The sequence below is a fragment of the Photobacterium toruni genome, assembly GCF_024529955.1.
Taxonomy (GTDB): domain Bacteria; phylum Pseudomonadota; class Gammaproteobacteria; order Enterobacterales; family Vibrionaceae; genus Photobacterium; species Photobacterium toruni.
On record NZ_AP024854.1, the window covers coordinates 2788134 to 2807620 of the forward strand.

Annotated in this window: 14 protein-coding genes, 7 tRNA genes and 2 rRNA genes; 3 read left to right on the forward strand and 20 right to left on the reverse strand. The window is 43.3% G+C overall.

The features are described from left to right. Positions 1–17: 17 nt before the first annotated feature. The 15 genes from rpoB to murB all read right to left on the reverse strand — a co-directional run bounded on the left by rpoB (position 18) and on the right by murB (position 12377). Positions 18–4043 (reverse strand): DNA-directed RNA polymerase subunit beta, encoded by a 4026-nt coding sequence (gene rpoB, locus OC457_RS13080; protein WP_080175046.1) that lies wholly within the window; start codon positions 4041–4043, stop codon positions 18–20. A gap of 230 nt (positions 4044–4273) precedes the next feature. Beyond that, positions 4274–4636, reverse strand: a complete 363-nt coding sequence (gene rplL, locus OC457_RS13085; protein WP_080175047.1) for a 50S ribosomal protein L7/L12 — start codon at positions 4634–4636, stop codon at positions 4274–4276. A 59-nt stretch (positions 4637–4695) separates the two neighbouring features. Further along, positions 4696–5190 carry a 50S ribosomal protein L10 gene (rplJ, locus tag OC457_RS13090; protein WP_080175048.1) on the reverse strand — a complete coding sequence of 165 codons (495 nt, stop codon included), beginning with the start codon at positions 5188–5190 and terminating at the stop codon, positions 4696–4698. Between the two features lie 251 nt (positions 5191–5441). After that, positions 5442–6146 carry a 50S ribosomal protein L1 gene (gene rplA, locus OC457_RS13095; RefSeq protein WP_080175049.1) on the reverse strand — a complete coding sequence of 235 codons (705 nt, stop codon included), beginning with the start codon at positions 6144–6146 and terminating at the stop codon, positions 5442–5444. 4 nt (positions 6147–6150) lie between these two features. Further along, positions 6151–6579 (reverse strand): 50S ribosomal protein L11, encoded by a 429-nt coding sequence (gene rplK, locus OC457_RS13100; protein ID WP_080175050.1) that lies wholly within the window; start codon positions 6577–6579, stop codon positions 6151–6153. A gap of 124 nt (positions 6580–6703) precedes the next feature. After that, entirely contained in the window at positions 6704–7249 is a 546-nt protein-coding gene (nusG, locus tag OC457_RS13105) for a transcription termination/antitermination protein NusG (RefSeq protein WP_045038844.1), read from the reverse strand. Between the two features lie 11 nt (positions 7250–7260). Then, positions 7261–7638: a preprotein translocase subunit SecE gene (gene secE / locus OC457_RS13110; RefSeq protein WP_080175051.1), complete on the reverse strand. Its 378-nt coding sequence runs from the start codon at positions 7636–7638 to the stop codon at positions 7261–7263. 243 nt (positions 7639–7881) lie between these two features. Then, positions 7882–9066, reverse strand: coding sequence for an elongation factor Tu (gene tuf / locus OC457_RS13115; RefSeq protein ID WP_256383349.1), 1185 nt, complete (start codon positions 9064–9066; stop codon positions 7882–7884). 100 nt (positions 9067–9166) lie between these two features. Continuing rightward, positions 9167–9242, reverse strand: a tRNA-Thr gene (locus OC457_RS13120). Between the two features lie 12 nt (positions 9243–9254). Next, positions 9255–9329 (reverse strand) — tRNA-Gly (locus tag OC457_RS13125). Positions 9330–9372: 43 nt separating this feature from the next. Beyond that, positions 9373–9457 (reverse strand) — tRNA-Tyr (locus OC457_RS13130). Between the two features lie 14 nt (positions 9458–9471). Next, positions 9472–9547 (reverse strand) — tRNA-Thr (locus OC457_RS13135). A gap of 96 nt (positions 9548–9643) precedes the next feature. After that, positions 9644–10375, reverse strand: coding sequence for a type III pantothenate kinase (locus OC457_RS13140; protein WP_080176564.1), 732 nt, complete (start codon positions 10373–10375; stop codon positions 9644–9646). Beyond that, complete coding sequence (gene birA / locus OC457_RS13145) at positions 10375–11337, reverse strand: bifunctional biotin--[acetyl-CoA-carboxylase] ligase/biotin operon repressor BirA (protein WP_080176563.1); 963 nt, start codon at positions 11335–11337, stop codon at positions 10375–10377. The genes OC457_RS13140 and birA overlap by 1 nt, the downstream gene beginning before the upstream one ends. Beyond that, a complete protein-coding gene (gene murB / locus OC457_RS13150) occupies positions 11334–12377 on the reverse strand; it encodes a UDP-N-acetylmuramate dehydrogenase (RefSeq protein WP_080176562.1) in 1044 nt (347 codons plus the stop codon). Before murB ends, birA begins: the two co-directional genes overlap by 4 nt. Positions 12378–12451: 74 nt before the next feature. Here murB and OC457_RS13155 point away from each other — a divergent pair, with 74 nt between their 5' ends. The 3 genes from OC457_RS13155 to OC457_RS13165 all read left to right on the forward strand — a co-directional run bounded on the left by OC457_RS13155 (position 12452) and on the right by OC457_RS13165 (position 15549). Next, on the forward strand, positions 12452–12883 hold the full coding sequence (locus tag OC457_RS13155; protein ID WP_080176561.1) for a GNAT family N-acetyltransferase: 432 nt from the start codon (positions 12452–12454) through the stop codon (positions 12881–12883). 123 nt (positions 12884–13006) lie between these two features. Next, positions 13007–14356: a CDP-diacylglycerol--serine O-phosphatidyltransferase gene (gene pssA / locus OC457_RS13160; RefSeq protein ID WP_080176560.1), complete on the forward strand. Its 1350-nt coding sequence runs from the start codon at positions 13007–13009 to the stop codon at positions 14354–14356. A 157-nt stretch (positions 14357–14513) separates the two neighbouring features. Beyond that, positions 14514–15549, forward strand: a protein-coding gene (locus OC457_RS13165) for an IS630 family transposase (RefSeq protein WP_262054062.1) whose coding sequence is annotated in 2 segments (ribosomal slippage) — positions 14514–14972 and positions 14974–15549 — 1035 coding nt in all. Because the reading frame shifts where the segments join, the coding sequence is not laid out codon by codon here. A gap of 85 nt (positions 15550–15634) precedes the next feature. Here OC457_RS13165 and OC457_RS13170 read toward each other — a convergent pair. From OC457_RS13170 to OC457_RS13190, 5 genes are all read right to left on the reverse strand, one after another. After that, positions 15635–15711: transfer RNA gene (locus tag OC457_RS13170), tRNA-Asp, on the reverse strand. Positions 15712–15780: 69 nt separating this feature from the next. Continuing rightward, positions 15781–15896: ribosomal RNA gene (gene rrf, locus OC457_RS13175) — 5S ribosomal RNA — on the reverse strand. Positions 15897–16033: 137 nt separating this feature from the next. Next, positions 16034–18927, reverse strand: a 23S ribosomal RNA gene (locus OC457_RS13180). 335 nt (positions 18928–19262) lie between these two features. Further along, positions 19263–19338: transfer RNA gene (locus OC457_RS13185), tRNA-Ala, on the reverse strand. A gap of 44 nt (positions 19339–19382) precedes the next feature. After that, positions 19383–19459, reverse strand: a tRNA-Ile gene (locus OC457_RS13190). Between the last annotated feature and the right edge of the window lie 28 nt (positions 19460–19487).

The window sequence follows — 19487 nt, forward strand, 5'->3', positions numbered from 1 at the left end:
AGGTGACTAACCTAAATTTATTTGTCTTCCAGCTCGATGTTGATACCCAACGAGCGGATTTCTTTCAACAATACGTTGAATGATTCCGGCATACCAGGTTCCATACGATGATCACCGTCAACGATGTTTTTATACATCTTCGTACGGCCGTTAACGTCATCTGACTTAACGGTTAGCATTTCTTGAAGGGTGTACGCTGCGCCATATGCTTCAAGCGCCCATACTTCCATCTCACCGAAACGCTGACCACCGAACTGAGCTTTACCACCCAGCGGCTGCTGAGTAACAAGGCTGTAAGAACCGGTAGAACGGGCGTGCATCTTGTCATCAACCAAGTGGTTCAGTTTAAGCATGTACATGTAACCAACAGTTACAGGACGCTCAAACGGGTCACCAGTACGGCCATCAAACAACTTCAGCTGACCAGACGTTGGTAGATCACCAAGTTGCAACAACTCTTTGATAGATGATTCTGGACAACCATCAAATACAGGCGTTGCAATAGGTAGACCTTTACGAAGGTTTTGTACAAGTGTACGTACTTCTTCGTCTGATAGTTCAGCAATGTCAACCTTCTGGCGAGTATCACCAAGATTGTAAACACGTTGTAGGAAGTTACGGAACTTATGTAACTCCTGCTGTTCTTTCAGCATATCGTTAAGTTTGTCACCGATACCTTTCGCCGCAAGACCTAAGTGAGTCTCAAGGATCTGACCGATGTTCATACGAGACGGTACACCCAATGGGTTCAGAACGATATCAACAGTCTGACCTTTTTCATCGTATGGCATGTCTTCAACAGGGTTGATCTTAGAGATTACACCCTTGTTACCGTGACGACCTGCCATCTTATCACCAGGTTGAATGCGACGACGAACAGCTAGGTATACTTTAACAATCTTAAGTACGCCAGGTGCTAAGTCATCACCCTGAGTGATTTTACGACGTTTAGTTTCAAACTTCTTATCGAACTCAGCTTTCAGTTCATCATACTGTTCTGCAAGCTGTTCCAATTGGTTTTGTAAAGATTCGTCGTCAAGCGTTTGTGCAAACAACGTATCGCGGTTCATTGTAGAGATTTTCTCTTCGCCGTAACCTGCAGATAGTAGAAGCGTACGAACACGAGCAAGAAGACCACCCTCAAGGATCTGGAATTCTTCTGTGATATCTTTCTTCGCTTCTTTCAGCTGCATCTCTTCAATTTCAAGAGCACGCTTGTCTTTCTCAACGCCATCACGAGTAAATACTTGTACGTCAATGATCGTACCAGTAACACTACCAGGAACACGTAGAGATGAATCTTTAACGTCAGAAGCTTTTTCACCAAAGATAGCTCGTAGAAGCTTCTCTTCAGGTGTTAGTTGTGTTTCACCCTTAGGTGTCACTTTACCAACTAGGATGTCGCCACCCTTCACTTCTGCACCGATGTAAACGATACCTGATTCGTCCAACTTAGAAAGCGCTGCTTCACCCACGTTAGGGATATCTGCAGTGATTTCTTCAGAACCTAGCTTCGTATCACGCGCCACACAAGAAAGCTCTTGAATGTGGATAGTAGTGAAACGATCTTCCTGAACTACACGCTCAGAAACTAAGATGGAGTCTTCGAAGTTGTAACCGTTCCAAGGCATGAACGCGATACGCATGTTTTGACCAAGCGCTAGCTCACCAAGGTCTGTTGAAGGACCATCAGCAAGCACATCACCACGTGCTACTGGCTCGCCAGGTAGTACGGTTGGACGCTGGTTAATACATGTGTTCTGGTTAGAACGAGTGTACTTAGTTAAGTTGTAGATATCGATACCGGCTTCACCAGGAATCAATTCGTCTTCGTTAACTTTGATAACGATACGAGAAGCATCTACAGACTGAACCTGACCGCCACGTTTAGCGACAGCCGTAACACCTGAATCAACACCGATTTGACGTTCAATACCAGTACCAACTAAAGGCTTATCAGAGCGAATAGTAGGAACTGCCTGACGTTGCATGTTCGCACCCATAAGGGCACGGTTAGCATCATCGTGTTCTAGGAACGGAATAAGCGATGCCGCCACAGATACGATCTGGTTTGTTGCAACGTCCATGTACTGAACATGGTCGCGTGGGTGCAAACCTGAATCGCCACTTTGACGTGCAGTGATCAATTCGTCAGCAAAAGAACCATCTTCGTTAAGCGCGGCGTTTGCCTGTGCAATAACGTATAGACCTTCTTCAATCGCTGATAGGTATTCAATTTGATCTGTTACTTGTCCATCAACAACTTTACGGTAAGGTGTTTCCAAGAAACCGTAAGAGTTACAACGCGCAAATACAGCTAGCGAGTTGATTAGACCGATGTTTGGACCTTCTGGAGTTTCGATAGGACATAGGCGACCGTAGTGCGTCGCGTGTACGTCTCGAACTTCAAAGCCAGCACGTTCACGAGTCAGACCACCTGGACCAAGCGCCGAGATACGACGTTTGTGAGTAACTTCTGACAGTGGGTTGTTCTGGTCCATAAACTGTGACAACTGAGAAGAGCCAAAGAACTCTTTCACTGCCGCAGAAATTGGCTTCGCATTGATTAGATCTTGCGGCATGATTGCATCAAGATCGCCTAAACTTAGACGTTCTTTAACAGCACGCTCAACCCGAACTAAACCTACACGGAATTGGTTTTCAGCCATTTCGCCAACAGAACGAATACGACGGTTACCAAGGTGATCGATATCATCAACCACGCCTTTGCCGTTACGAATATCGATCAGCTTACGCATAACATCAATGATGTCATCATGGTCTAGAATACCAGAACCAGTGATTTCATCACGAAGTAGAGAGCTGTTAAACTTCATACGACCAACAGCAGAAAGATCGTAACGATCTTCTGAGAAGAACAAGCTTTCAAATAATTGATCAGCTGCTTCGCGTGTTGGTGGCTCGCCAGGGCGCATCATGCGGTAGATTTCTACCAATGCACTCAAACGATCAGTACTGTTATCCACACGTAGTGTGTCTGACATGTACGGACCATTGTCTAAATCGTTCGTAAATAGAACTTCAATAGCTTTATGGCCAGCCTGAGATAGAAGTGCTAATGCTTCCAAGCTTAATTCTTGGTTAGCCGTAACAATCAGTTCGCCAGTTTCTTCATTGATGTAATCGCGTGCTGCGATTTTACCAACGATATATTCAACAGGTACTTCGATACTATCAATGCCATCTTTCGCCAATTGACGAATATGACGAGCAGTGATACGACGACCTTGCTCTACGTAAACTGTACCGTTCGCTTCAATATCAAAGCTTGCAGTTTCGCCACGTAAACGCTCAGGTACTAACTCCATAACTAGAGACTTACCACGTACTTCGAAATTAATTTTCTCGAAGAACATGTCAAGGATCTGTTCAGTTGTGTAGTTAAGTGCGCGAAGGATAATAGACGCAGGTAATTTACGACGACGGTCGATACGTACGAAAAGATTATCCTTAGGATCGAACTCGAAATCCAACCATGAACCACGGTAAGGGATAACACGAGCGTTATATAACACTTTACCTGAGGAGTGGGTTTTACCCTTATCGCTGTCAAAGAATACACCAGGACTACGGTGCAGCTGAGATACGATAACCCTCTCGGTACCGTTAATAACGAATGTACCGTTATCTGTCATGAGCGGAATTTCGCCCATGTAAACTTCTTGTTCTTTAATGTCTTTTACGGTGCCAGCCGGCGCATCACGGTCATACATGACCAGACGTAGCTTCACGCGTAGTGGAGCAGAATAAGTTACGCCACGAATTTGACATTCTTTGACATCGAAGACCGGCTCACCGAGACGATAGCTAACGTATTGCAGCTCGGAATTGCCATTATAGCTCTGGATTGGAAAAACAGAGCGAAAGGCAGCTTCTAGACCGTAATGCCCTTCTGGATCCTGCTCGATAAATTTTTGGAAAGAATCAAGCTGGATCGATAGCAAGTATGGTGCATCCAACACTTGTGGACGCTTACCAAAATCCTTACGGATACGCTTTTTCTCGGTATAAGAGTAAACCATAGGTTCCTCAGATCGCTGATAAGTGATCCAAACTACCCCATATCACATGCGGGGGTAGTGACTAATCGTTGTTTTTTATAGTAGGAATATTCTAATAAAACTAGAATATTTTTCACGCAGACAGTGGATACAAAACAAGGTAAAAATACCACCGGTCTATAGCGCAAAAAGGCCGGTGGCATTTTTGCCACCAGCCAATAGCCATAAAAGGCTATGAAATCAAATAATAATTATTTAACTTCAACAGAAGCACCAGCTTCTTCTAATTGAGCTTTAAGAGCTTCAGCTTCAGCTTTATCTACGCCTTCTTTAACAGCAGCAGGAGCGCCGTCAACTACAGCTTTAGCTTCTTTAAGACCAAGACCAGTTGCGCCACGTACAGCTTTGATAACTTGTACTTTGTTAGCGCCAGCAGCTGTTAGGATTACGTCAAATTCAGTTTGCTCTTCAACTTCAGCAGCAGCGCCGCCAGCAACTACTGCAGCAGCAGCAGAAACACCGAATTTTTCTTCCATAGCTTCGATAAGCTCAACAACTTGCATTACAGACATTTCTGCAACTGCGTCTAGGATTTGCTCGTTAGTGATAGACATAACAATTCTCTTTTAAAGTCAACAATAAATATAAATAGTAATCAGATAAAGCACTGCAATTAAGCAGCAGCTTCTTCTTTCTGATCACGTACAGCCGCGATAGTACGTACAAGTTTACCAGCAGACGCTTCTTTCATGCACATCATTAAGCGTGCGATAGCTTCGTCGTAAGTTGGTAGAGTTGCTAGTACATCAGCGTTGGCAATAGTGCCTTCGAATGCAGCAGCTTTGATCTCGAAGCTTTTGTTCTCTTTAGCGAAGTCTTTGAAAAGACGCGCTGCAGCACCTGGGTGCTCATTAGAGAAGCCGATTAGTGAAGGACCAACGAAAACGTCTTGTAGACATTCAAAGTTAGTACCTTCAACTGCACGACGTGCTAATGTGTTACGAACAACTCGTAGGTAAACGCCAGCTTCACGAGCTTGTTTACGTAGAGTTGTCATTGCACACACACTAACACCGCGAGAGTCAGCAACAACTGCAGACAGGGCACCATTGGCAGCTTCGTTGACTTCAGCAACAATTGCTTTTTTGTCTTGAAGATTTAATGCCATTGGATTTGCTCCTGGATAATTTCTGGGTATCCCCAGCATTTACACCACTCACTGCCGGTTGACAGGAGAGTTTTACGGCGCAGATCCAAAAAAGACTTACATCAATCATGTTCTGGCACCGTCTACGTAGGTAAATTAAGTTCCGAAAAACACCTACGGTCTTTGACGGAGGTTAATTGAAATCAATCAACCTCAGCCACGAATTCGGAAGCGACAAATTATACACTAACTTATCGCTTCTGCAAATTAGTTTACGCTACTGTCGCTTTCAGAGAGTTCTGATCTAGCGCTACACCTGCACCCATAGTGGTAGAGATGCTTACTTTCTTGATGAAAGTACCTTTCGCTGAAGACGGCTTAGCGCGCTTCAGTGCAACTAGAAGAGACTCAAGGTTCTCTTGTAGTTGAGCGGCATCAAAGTTCACTTTACCGATAGTAGTGTGAATGATACCATTTTTGTCGTTACGGTAACGAACCTGACCAGCTTTAGCATTTTTAACTGCTTCAGCAACGTTAGGAGTTACAGTACCAACTTTAGGGTTTGGCATAAGACCACGTGGACCAAGAATGGTACCAAGTTGACCTACAACGCGCATTGCATCAGGAGATGCGATAACTACGTCAAAGTTCATTTCGCCTTTCTTAACAAGAGCAGCTAGATCTTCCATACCTACAAGCTCAGCGCCAGCTTCTTTAGCAGCTTCAGCGTTTGCGCCTTGTGTAAATACAGCAACACGGATATCACGGCCAGTACCGTTAGGTAGTACAGTTGCACCACGAACGTTTTGGTCTGATTTACGTGCATCGATGCCAAGGTTAACAGCAACGTCAACACTTTCAACGAATTTAGCAGTAGCTAGTTCTTTAAGAAGAGCAACAGCTTCAGTGATGTCGTATTCACGAGTAGCATCAACTTTGTCACGGATAACGCGCATGCGCTTAGTCAGTTTAGCCATTATCTTAACCCTCTACCACTAGGCCCATTGAGCGAGCAGTACCAGCAATTGAACGCTTCATAGCTTCAATGTCAGCACCAGTCATGTCTGCAGCTTTAGTCTCAGCGATCTCTTGGATCTGAGCGTCAGTTACAGTACCCACTTTGTCAGTGTTCGGACGGCCAGAACCAGACTTAAGACCAGCAGCTTTAAGCAGAAGAACTGCAGCAGGTGGTGTCTTAGTGATGAACGTGAAAGAACGGTCACTGTAAACAGTGATAACAACAGGAGTCGGAAGACCTTTCTCTACTGAGTCAGTCTTAGCGTTAAACGCCTTACAGAATTCCATGATGTTTACACCATGTTGACCAAGAGCTGGACCAACTGGTGGACTTGGATTTGCTGCACCAGCTGCAACTTGCAGCTTGATGTAAGCTTCTACTTTTTTAGCCATTGCTATATACCTAATTTTGGGTTCAAACGTCTATCTTAAACAAATAGACTCCCCGTCTAACGAAAGGGCGCGAAATTATAGCCTAATTCCACGCCCCTGACAATACGAGTTGAGCAGAATTTGATCAGTTCTTTTCGATTTGACCGAACTCTAGTTCTACTGGTGTTGCACGACCAAAGATTGATACAGAAACCTTAACACGGCTCTTATCATAATCTACAGATTCAATCGTACCATTAAAGTCAGCAAATGGACCATCAGTCACACGTACCACTTCACCAGGTTCAAATACTGTTTTATGTACTGGAGACTCACTAGCTTGTTGTAAACGGTTTAAAATCGCATCAGCTTCTTTATCAGAAATAGGTGCTGGACGATCAGACGTACCGCCAATGAATCCCATTACGCGAGGGATACTACGTACAAGGTGCCATGTTTCATCGTTCATCACCATCTGTACAAGTACATAACCTGGGAAAAACTTACGCTCACTTTTACGGCGTTGGCCAGCACGCATTTCTACCACTTCTTCCGTCGGTACTAAAACCTCGTCAAAGTGCTCTTCCATACCATGAATTTTGATATGTTCACGTAGTGATTGCGCTACACGGCCTTCAAAACCTGAAAAAGCCTGTACTACATACCAACGTTTTTTTGGAGCTTCGATCATGAATTCTTACCTCACGCGCCAGTAACTAGGCGCACTAAACGGACCATAATGCCATCAATACCCCAAAGGGCTAATGCCATTACGACAGTGACTGCTAGAACAATAAAGGTTGTCTGCGTAGCTTCCTGACGAGTAGGCCACACTACTTTGCGGACTTCCATGCGCGATTCACGTGCGAACGTAACCACGGATTTACCTTTAGCTGTTAATGCGGCAAAAATACCAGCAATAACCACTAGGGCTACTACAGCAGAAGAGCGCAAAACAACAGAAACATCACTGTATAGGTAATTACCAACCACAGCAGCAGCTAGCAAAGCAAAAACCACGACCCATTTCAGGCCATCCATTTTGCTTTCGCTTTCTTGGTTTTCGGCATTCGCTTTCATACAACCAACCTGTAACTAGTCTTAATCATCTAGACGAAAATGACCCCGCGTGGGCGAGGTCTAGGATGAAGGAAAGGGCTAACCCTTTAATAACATTATTAAAAACTTCATCTTTACGAAATTTCACTTCCATACTTTGAACAAAAAATATGCAATTTCAAGTTAAAGTGTAGAAAAAGGGCATCAAATGATGCCCTCTTTAGTGCTCTATCGTCAAATTTAATTCAACGATATTAGCGTAGCTTATGCAACGATAGTTGCAACAACACCAGCACCAACTGTACGGCCACCTTCACGGATAGCAAAACGTAGACCTTCATCCATCGCGATAGGTGCGATTAGAGTAACAGTCATAGAGATGTTATCACCAGGCATTACCATTTCAACGCCTTCTGGTAACTCGATAGTACCAGTTACGTCAGTTGTACGGAAGTAGAACTGTGGACGGTAACCTTTGAAGAAAGGAGTGTGACGACCACCTTCATCTTTAGAAAGAACATAGATTTCTGAAGTGAAAGTAGTGTGTGGAGTGATTGAACCTGGCTTAGCAAGAACTTGACCACGTTCAACGTCATCACGCTTAGTACCACGTAGTAGAACACCAACGTTCTCACCAGCACGGCCTTCGTCAAGAAGCTTACGGAACATCTCAACACCAGTACATGTAGTAGTGATAGTGTCTTTGATACCGATGATAGCTACTTCGTCACCAACTTTAACGATACCTTGCTCAATACGACCAGTTACAACAGTACCACGGCCTTGGATTGAGAAAACATCTTCGATTGGAAGGATGAATGGTAGATCGATAGCACGCTCTGGCTCTGGAATGTAAGAATCTAGAGCTTCAGCTAGTTCAACAATCTTAGCTTCCCACTCAGCTTCGCCGTTTAGCGCGCCTAGTGCAGAACCCATGATTACTGGGCAATCATCACCTGGGAAATCGTACTCAGAAAGAAGTTCACGAACTTCCATCTCTACTAGTTCAAGTAGTTCTTCATCATCAACCATGTCACACTTGTTCATGAATACGATGATGTAAGGAATACCAACTTGACGACCAAGTAGGATGTGCTCACGAGTTTGAGGCATAGGACCATCAGTTGCAGCAACAACTAGGATACCACCATCCATTTGAGCAGCACCAGTGATCATGTTTTTAACATAATCGGCGTGTCCAGGACAGTCTACGTGTGCGTAGTGACGAGTAGGAGTATCGTATTCTACGTGAGAAGTAGAGATTGTGATACCGCGCTCGCGCTCTTCAGGAGCGTTATCAATAGATGCGAAGTCTTTAGCAACACCACCGTACACTTTTGCAAGTGTAGTACAGATAGCAGCTGTTAGAGTTGTTTTACCGTGGTCAACGTGGCCGATTGTACCAACGTTAACGTGCGGTTTTACGCGTTCGAATTTTTCTTTAGACATGGATAGTCCCTCTGGGCACGGTATTTAGTGGCATTACGACCACACAACCAAACATGGGTTTGTTGAGTATATAACAAATTGATAAATATTGACTGAAGAGTGGTGCTGATAGGCAGATTCGAACTGCCGACCTCACCCTTACCAAGGGTGCGCTCTACCAACTGAGCTATATCAGCACACAAGAAGTGTGGAGCGGGCAGCGGGAATCGAACCCGCGTCATCAGCTTGGAAGGCTGAGGTAATAGCCATTATACGATGCCCGCAAAAACTTATTTTACTCGTAGCGCTATTTAACTATTTGAATAATGGTGGTGGGGGAAGGATTCGAACCTTCGAAGGCAGTGCCGGCAGATTTACAATCTGCTCCCTTTGGCCACTCGGGAACCCCACCGAAATTCTTAAAACTGGTGCCGACTACCGGAGTCGAACTGGTGACCTACTGATTACAAGTCAGTTGCTCTACCTACTGAGCTAAGTCGGCTTAATTGATGCGCATTCTAGATAATGATGATTTTTGATGCAATACTTTAGTGTCTTTTTTTTATGCTTTTTTTATCAATTGACGCAATTTTATCCATTATCGACACTTCGCATACAACGCCAGTCCCTCAATAACTAATTCTGAACGGTGATTATAATTTTTAATATCATCAAGAGGGAGATGCCTAACACCACCACCACATAGCACCACTTGAGGCTCGGTCGCTAACTTTTCTCGAGCCTCTTTTAAACCATATTCAATCAAACCAATCAATGCAGCACGGCACCCATTTTTAAGGCCATCAGCGGTATTATCGGCCAAACCTAAACGATCACTATGCTCATGATCAGAAAACACTTTAGTCGTATTTTCTAATACCGCTTTCATCATTAATTGATAACCTGGCGCAATCCAACCACCAAGATGCTTTCCATCACCATTTAAGACATCAAATGTTAATGCAGTACCAATATCAACGATGACCGTCGGACGTTTAAATTTATGATAAATAGCAACCAATGTTAGCCATCGATCAACACCTAAATATTGATATTCACTATACCCATTCTTAACCCCAAAATCTTTCCGCATCGTTTTTACATGTAATACAGGTATATTGGCGACTTGCGCAATACGCTGAATAGTATTATCAACCTCAACAGGGCCAACACTGGCAAAAACAATCCGTTTAATTTTTTGTTCTAAAATAGGATCGAGTACTAATTCTAATTTTTTACTGGGATATTTACCAATAAGCTCTACACGGCCATTAATCTGTAATAAAGCAACCTTGACGTAAGTATTACCCGCTTCAATTAATAATTGCATTAACAACCTCTAAGGCTGATTTCGCCACCAACATAAGCTGTAATATCACCATTAACCTCAAGTAATAAAGCCCCTTGCTCATTAATGCCACGAGCAATACCGTCTATAACACGCTCACCTATTAATAACTGAACTGGACGATTTAAAAAGTTATCAATTTTATTCCAACGCTCAACAAAACCACTTAATCCAACATCCTCATATTCTTTTAATGTACTATGAATACAATCAATGAGTTTTGCAGCCAAAACATTACGTGATGGAAGAGGTGAACATGCGGCACTTAAATTTGTCCATGCTTGATCTATCATCGTTGTTGCAACTGCTGGCATCGCAATATTTAATCCCATTCCAATCACCAAATGTGCTGCATCACCGGCTTTCCCCGTCATTTCAACTAAAATACCCGCTAATTTTTGATCATGATAGTAAAGATCATTTGGCCATTTAACGCGAATATCAGGTGCACCAAATTGCTGTAAAGTTTCAGCAATTGCTACGCCAACAACCAAACTTAATCCCATCGCTGCCGCAACACCAGCTTCTAAACGCCAATAGGTCGATAAATATAAATTACTCCCAAAAGGCGATTGCCATTGTCGACCTCGGCGTCCACGACCTGCTTGTTGATATTCAGCTAAGCAAACCGCACCACTAGGTAATTGATCTATCTGATTAAGTAAATGCTGATTTGTCGAATCAATTACTGGAATTAACGCTAATTGAGGGCAATTAACTAATTCAGTGATACGCTGACTATCAAGCAATTCAATTGGTGCCGCTAAACAATAACCTTTGCCCTGAACACGGTATAAATCAAGTCCCCACTGTTGAATGATTTTAATTTGCTTGGCAATTCCAGCGCGTGACATTCCCAATGCTTGTCCTAATTGTTCACCTGAATGAAATTGACCATCCGCTAATAAATGGATCAGGGCTAAGCGAGTTGAGTGCTCTTTCATGATGTAAGGATCTCAGTCAAATATGTTTCAGTATTTGCCGCCATAAACCGTACTTCATGTTCCAAAGCGATACCAAATTTTGTAGCGACACTATCAACCACATATTGCGCTAAGTGAATAACATCTTGGGCTGTTGCCATCTCAACATTTGTTAGCACTAGAGCCTGATGTGGATGCACTTTTGCACCACCAATTTGATATCCCTTTAAACCACATTGATCAATTAACCAACCAGCAGCTAATTTCACAGAATGATCGTCAACACCATAGCTAGGCATTGCCGGATAATCAACAAGTAGCTTATCACGTAATTTCTTAGAAATAATTGGGTTTTTAAAAAAGCTACCAGCATTACCAATTACCGCAGGATCTGGCAGTTTTGCTTGACGAACTTCACATACAGCATTAAAAACTTGTTGAAGAGTCACCGTTGCTAGTTCAAATTGATTCAAAGGCGCATAAGCAATTTTAGGCTGCCATATTTTAGGCAGACAAAAACCAACGGCAACAATAATATGGCCATCTTTTAGTTGGTGTTTAAAAATAGAATCTCGATAACCAAATTGACACATAGCTGCGTCATAGCGTTTAATTTCATGAGTAAGTACATCAAGTACATCAACGTATTGGCATACATCTTTAAGCTCGACACCATAAGCGCCAATATTTTGAATTGGTGACGATCCCACACAACCTGGAATTAACGCTAAATTCTCTAAACCACCAATATTACGATCTACACACCAACAAACCAATTGATGCCAATCCTCACCACCACCAACATGCAAACAAAAATTCGTTGATGTTTCTGTTACGGTAATTCCTTTAATACGATTAAGGATAACCACACCTTGATAGTCTTCGCAAAAAAGTAAATTACTCCCTTTTCCTACAACCAATTTGGGCATTTCATTAAAACTTAAATCGTGCCAAATACCAATAAAATCGTCAATATTCTCGGCTACGACAATCTGTGTAGCAGAAACATCAATACCAAAGGTATGATAAGGCGCTAACCCATGATCATGTAAAACTTTCATATTAATTTAGGACCATATCTTTATACTATTTGATTCATTTTACCCGATTCAACCTTACAACGCAGTGTTTTCCCATGAACTCAATCAGCTACCAACCATTAGATATAATTCGCTTACCAATCGTTAATAAGCTCTATAAAGATTTTTATCCCGCAGGGAAAGCCAAGCGTGATGAAGTTTTATGGGTTGGAGAATCACCACAAGGCATTATTTGTTGTGTTCGATTTAAATCTATTGGTGAATTACAGCTCTTAACGGGCATGCTTGTTCAGCCTACATTCCGTGGTCAAAAAATAGCAACGCATTTACTCCAACATGCCATACCACAAATAGAACAAAAGCCATGTTATTGCTTTGCATTTAAAGAACTTGAAACGCTTTATCAACAAGCAGGATTCACGACATTACAACCCCAACAATTACCCCATGATCTACTACAACGATTTGAACGTTATTGTAATAGCGGAAAAAAACTTATCCCAATGCAATATAATACTCAGTCATAATAACAATTTAGTGAGGCGGTTATATATCTGACAATGATATAGGTTGACTTGCTATTTTTTCTGATATAATTCGCTTCTTAACTCAAATTTATATTCTTAATAGATCGTGTAAACGAGGCGATAATGGATTCAGCTATTGCTAACAGGCAGCATATAGATCAGCTGCCGCGTATTGCGCACAAGCCCGAAAATTTAGAGACTCTTTTTGACGCGAGTTCTTTCAGGGAGCGTTTATACCAAGAAATTGACTCAGCACATCAACGAATTTATATCGTTGCTCTTTATTTGCAAGACGATGAAGCTGGTCGCGGTATACTGACAGCGCTATATGAGGCAAAACAACGTAACCCTGCATTAGATATTAAAGTATTTGTTGATTGGCATCGCGCCCAACGTGGCCTTATCGGCGCAGGACAATCAGATGGTAATGCCGCGTTATACCGTGAATATGCAGAAAAATACCAGCATTCTATAGAAGTACTTGGCGTACCCGTTCGAAATCGCGAAGTCTTTGGTGTATTGCACCTAAAAGGCTTTATTATCGATGATACCGTGATATATAGCGGCGCTAGTCTTAATGATGTCTATCTCGCACAGCATGATCGTTATCGTTACGATCGCTACCATGTAATAAAAAATAATAAACTCGCAAATAGCATGGCACTGTTTATTACTGAAACACTAGTCGAAAGTGATGCTGTTAATTGTCTAAACCAAGCAGTACGCCCTGATACAAAATCATTAAAAAGCGCGATAAAAGATCTACGGGCAGAATTACAACAAGCAAGCTACCACTACGAATCAGAAGCTATTGCAGCAGATGAAGTGGGTTTAACACCTCTCATTGGTTTAGGTAAACGTCGTAATCAACTCAATCAAGATATCTGCACTTTAATTGCCAGTGCACAGAATAAATTAACCATTTGCACACCTTATTTTAATTTCCCTCGTGGTGTCAGCAAAGAAGTAATTAAAGCATTAAAGCGTGGAGTAAAAGTAACGATTGTTGTTGGTGATAAAACAGCGAATGACTTTTATATTCCGCCATCAGAGCCATTTAAAACAATTGCAGGCTTACCTTACCTTTACGAAGTAAACTTACGTAATTTTGCCAAAAGTAATGAAGCCGCTATTGCCAGTCGTCAATTAGCGATTCACCTATGGAAACATGATAATAATAGCTTCCATCTCAAAGGGATCTGGGTCGATGATCAATATATGCTGGTTACGGGTAATAATTTAAACCCACGAGCATGGAAACTTGACTTAGAAAATGCCATTCTTATTCATGATAAAAATCAGCTTCTTGCCCAGCAAACTCAGCAAGAAATTGATTGTATACTTACTCATACCACTTTAATTGGTAGTTATAAACAAATCGAGAAAATCGATAGTTATCCAACTAAAGTAAATAAATTAATTAAGCGGATCCGCCGAGTTAAAGCTGATCATATTCTTAATCAAATTTTATAACTCATACAAAGCGCAGCAATAATCAGGTTGCTGCGCCAATTAACACCACAAATTCATCCCACTACTCACGCATTCTCTTTAAGCCTTTCATATAATAATACCAATCTAACTAAAATAATGATCTAATTTAAGCCATCATTTTTAAATGAGATTCGCTATGGACAGCCTAAACAATACCGACTTTAAAAAGCTTGCTCGCCAACAAAAAAAAATTCAAATGAAAATGAGATTACTTGCCTTGGAGCACTTCAAGGAAGGTAAATCTCGTACTCAAATTGCTAAATATCTCAAAGTTAGCCGAACAAGTGTTAATAAATGGGTGAGTGTCTTTCTTGAAGAAGGCTTAGAAGGGCTTCAAGAAAAAACGCGTAGTGGTCGCCCTGCATTTCTCTCACCTAAACAACGTGAGCAGCTATCCAATTATATTAAACTTAAAGCTCAAGACTCTTCTGGCGGGCGATTAATAGGCGCGGATATTCATGCTTACATTCTCAAAGAATTTGATAAAAACTACCACCCAGATTCTATCTATTATCTACTTAAGCGCATGGGCTTTTCGTGGATAACATCACGGTCAAAACATCCAAAACAATCACAGCAAGCTCAAGATAATTTTAAAAAAATTTAAAATTGAAACGATCCTTAAGATCCCAGGACATATAGCGCTCGATAAGGTCGATGTATGGTTTCAAGATGAAGCAAGGTTTGGACAACAAAATACCACTACCCGTCTTTGGGCTGAACGAGGAACTCGACCAAGAGCGATAAAACAACAGCAGTTTGAATATGCTTATCTATTTGGTTCGGTGTGCCCAGCAAGAGGAGTTGGTGAGGCGTTAGTGGTACCTTGGGTAAATAAAGAAATAATGACTGAGCACCTTGCTCAGATATCACGAACCACAGAAAAAGGTCGTTATGCTATTGTAGTGATGGATGGTGCAGGCTGGCATACTGACGATATTGCTAATCCGTTTAATAATCTCAGCATCATCAAACTTCCACCATATTCCCCAGAACTTAACCCAATAGAACAAGTTTGGAGTTGGTTACGACAACACTATCTCGCTAATCAAAATTTTTCTGATTATAACGACATTCTCGATAAGGTCTGCCTTGCATGGAATCAGTTTAATGAATCGGCTTCACGCATCACTAGAATGTGTTCAAGAGATTGGATCAACCTGACCAGTTAATTTTCCAGATTGGTATAATTTTCCAGATTGGTATTATACAGACGAAAAAAAAACCTGAATCTTTCGATTCAGGTTTTCTTAATAATGGCGGAGTGGACGGGACTCGAACCCGCGACCCCCGGCGTGACAGGCCGGTATTCTAACCAACTGAACTACCACTCCGCAGTGTCTATTCAGCATAAATGCAACTTGTTGTCTCTACCTTTATAAAAAGATAAAAACGAAATTAAAGCCTGGCGATGTCCTACTCTCACATGGGGAGACCCCACACTACCATCGGCGCTATTACGTTTCACTACTGAGTTCGGCATGGGATCAGGTGGGTCCATAACGCTATGGTCGCCAAGCAAATTCTTGTTTATTTATCACCTTGTGGCAATAAATAGCAATCTGGGAAAATCTAACTAGTTGTTCTCAACACGCATTCAAGCGTTTGTAGAGTCCGTCTCTTCTCTTTTGAGAAGAAAAACCCCTTGGGTGTTGTATGGTTAAGCCTCACGGGCAATTAGTATCAGTTAGCTCAATGCCTCGCAGCACTTACACACCTGACCTATCAACGTTGTAGTCTTCAACAACCCTTTAGAGACCTTAAAGGTCTAGGGATGACTCATCTTGAGGCTCGCTTCCCGCTTAGATGCTTTCAGCGGTTATCGATTCCGAACTTAGCTACCGGGCAATGCATCTGGCGATACAACCCGAACACCAGCGGTTCGTCCACTCCGGTCCTCTCGTACTAGGAGCAGCCCCTCTCAATCATCCAACGCCCACGGCAGATAGGGACCGAACTGTCTCACGACGTTCTAAACCCAGCTCGCGTACCACTTTAAATGGCGAACAGCCATACCCTTGGGACCGACTTCAGCCCCAGGATGTGATGAGCCGACATCGAGGTGCCAAACACCGCCGTCGATATGAACTCTTGGGCGGTATCAGCCTGTTATCCCCGGAGTACCTTTTATCCGTTGAGCGATGGCCCTTCCATTCAGAACCACCGGATCACTATGACCTGCTTTCGCACCTGCTCGAATTGTCATTCTCGCAGTCAAGCGGGCTTATGCCATTGCACTAACCTCACGATGTCCGACCGTGATTAGCCCACCTTCGTGCTCCTCCGTTACTCTTTGGGAGGAGACCGCCCCAGTCAAACTACCCACCAGGCACTGTCCGTAACCCCGATAAGGGGTCGACGTTAGAACATCAAGCATACAAGGGTGGTATTTCAAGATTGACTCCACAACCACTGGCGCGGTTGCTTCAACGTCTCCCACCTATCCTACACATGTAGGGTCAATGTTCAGTGCCAAGCTATAGTAAAGGTTCACGGGGTCTTTCCGTCTAGCCGCGGGTACACAGCATCTTCACTGCGATTTCAATTTCACTGAGTCTCGGGTGGAGACAGCGTGGCCATCATTACGCCATTCGTGCAGGTCGGAACTTACCCGACAAGGAATTTCGCTACCTTAGGACCGTTATAGTTACGGCCGCCGTTTACCGGGGCTTCGATCAAGAGCTTCGACCGAAGTCTAACCCCATCAATTAACCTTCCGGCACCGGGCAGGCGTCACACCGTATACGTCATCTTTCGATTTTGCACAGTGCTGTGTTTTTAATAAACAGTTGCAGCCACCTGGTATCTGCGACTCCCGGCAGCTTAGAGAGCAAGTCTCATCACCGCTAGGAGCGTACCTTCTCCCGAAGTTACGGTACCATTTTGCCTAGTTCCTTCACCCGAGTTCTCTCAAGCGCCTTGGTATTCTCTACCTGATCACCTGTGTCGGTTTGGGGTACGATTTCTTATAATCTGAAGCTTAGAAGCTTTTCCCGGAAGCATGGCATCAATGACTTCACTACCGTAGTAGCTCGACATCGTATCTCAGCCTTAAGATGGTCCGGATTTGCCTAAACCATCAGCCTACATACTTGGACCTGGACAACCGTCGCCAGGCTCACCTAGCCTTCTCCGTCCCTCCATCGCAATTATAAGAAGTACGGGAATATTAACCCGTTTCCCATCGACTACGCCTTTCGGCCTCGCCTTAGGGGTCGACTTACCCTGCCCCGATTAACGTTGGACAGGAACCCTTGATCTTCCGGCGAGGGAGTTTTTCACTCCCTTTATCGTTACTCATGTCAGCATTCGCACTTCTGATACCTCCAGCACACTTTACAATGCACCTTCAACGGCTTACAGAACGCTCCCCTACCCAATGTGAACAAGTTCACATTGCCGCAGCTTCGGTGTATAGCTTAGCCCCGTTAAATCTTCCGCGCAGGCCGACTCGACCAGTGAGCTATTACGCTTTCTTTAAATGATGGCTGCTTCTAAGCCAACATCCTGGCTGTCTGAGCCTTCCCACATCGTTTCCCACTTAGCTATAACTTTGGGACCTTAGCTGGCGGTCTGGGTTGTTTCCCTCTTCACGACGGACGTTAGCACCCGCCGTGTGTCTCCCGGATATTACTTACTGGTATTCGGAGTTTGCAAAGGGTTGGTAAGTCGGGATGACCCCCTAGCCTTAACAGTGCTCTACCCCCAGTAGTATTCGTCCGAGGCGCTACCTAAATAGCTTTCGGGGAGAACCAGCTATCTCCGAGTTTGATTGGCCTTTCACCCCTAGCCACAAGTCATCCGCTAATTTTTCAACATTAGTCGGTTCGGTCCTCCAGTAAGTGTTACCTCACCTTCAACCTGCCCATGGCTAGATCACTCGGTTTCGGGTCTAATCCTAGCAACTAATTCGCCCAGTTAAGACTCGGTTTCCCTACGGCTCCCCTAAACGGTTAACCTTGCTACTAAAATTAAGTCGCTGACCCATTATACAAAAGGTACGCAGTCACCCAACAAGTGGGCTCCTACTGCTTGTACGTACACGGTTTCAGGTTCTATTTCACTCCCCTCACAGGGGTTCTTTTCGCCTTTCCCTCACGGTACTGGTTCACTATCGGTCAGTCAGGAGTATTTAGCCTTGGAGGATGGTCCCCCCATGTTCAAACAGGATATCACGTGTCCCGTCCTACTCGATTTCACTAATAAAGCGTTGTTGGTTACGGGGCTATCACCCTGTATCGCGGTACTTTCCAGAACCTTCACCTAACGCTGAACTAACTTAAGGGCTAATCCGGTTTCGCTCGCCGCTACTACCGGAATCTCGGTTGATTTCTCTTCCTCGGGGTACTTAGATGTTTCAGTTCCCCCGGTTCGCTTCATTAACCTATGTATTCAGTTAATGATACTAGCTTATGCTAGTGGGTTTCCCCATTCGGAAATCCCAGACTCAAGTGGCTTTTACTGCCTAATCTGGGCTTATCGCAAGTTAATACGTCCTTCATCGCCTCTGACTGCCAAGGCATCCACCGTGTACGCTTAGTCACTTAACCATACAACCCCAAGAGGTCTTGTATGTTCAAACAACCAAGGTTTGTGTTTAATAATCCGATCAAGAAAATATTAAACATTGGTTTTTCGCCGGACTCATTTATTTGTCTTCACTTTAAAAAGTGAAAGCAAACACAGACACTTGAATGTGTATGTTTTGAGAACTCGTTTTTATTCTTCTTTTACAAGAAGCAACAAAAACATTTTTTAAAATTAATCTTTCGATTAAATTTACTAGTCAGCTTTCCAGATTGTTAAAGAACATGTAATCATCGTTAGATAACCACTTTTTAAAAACACTTTTCATCTCTATAAAAAGAGAAGTATGTTTAAAGAGTGGTGGAGCTATGCGGGATCGAACCGCAGACCTCCTGCGTGCAAGGCAGGCGCTCTCCCAGCTGAGCTATAACCCCAACGATTTAAAAGACTGTACCACCACTTTTTCTGGGAGAAAAAGTGGTGGGTCTGAGTGGACTCGAACCACCGACCTCACCCTTATCAGGGGTGCGCTCTAACCACCTGAGCTACAGACCCAAGTCTTTTTACGTTCTACATTTTAACC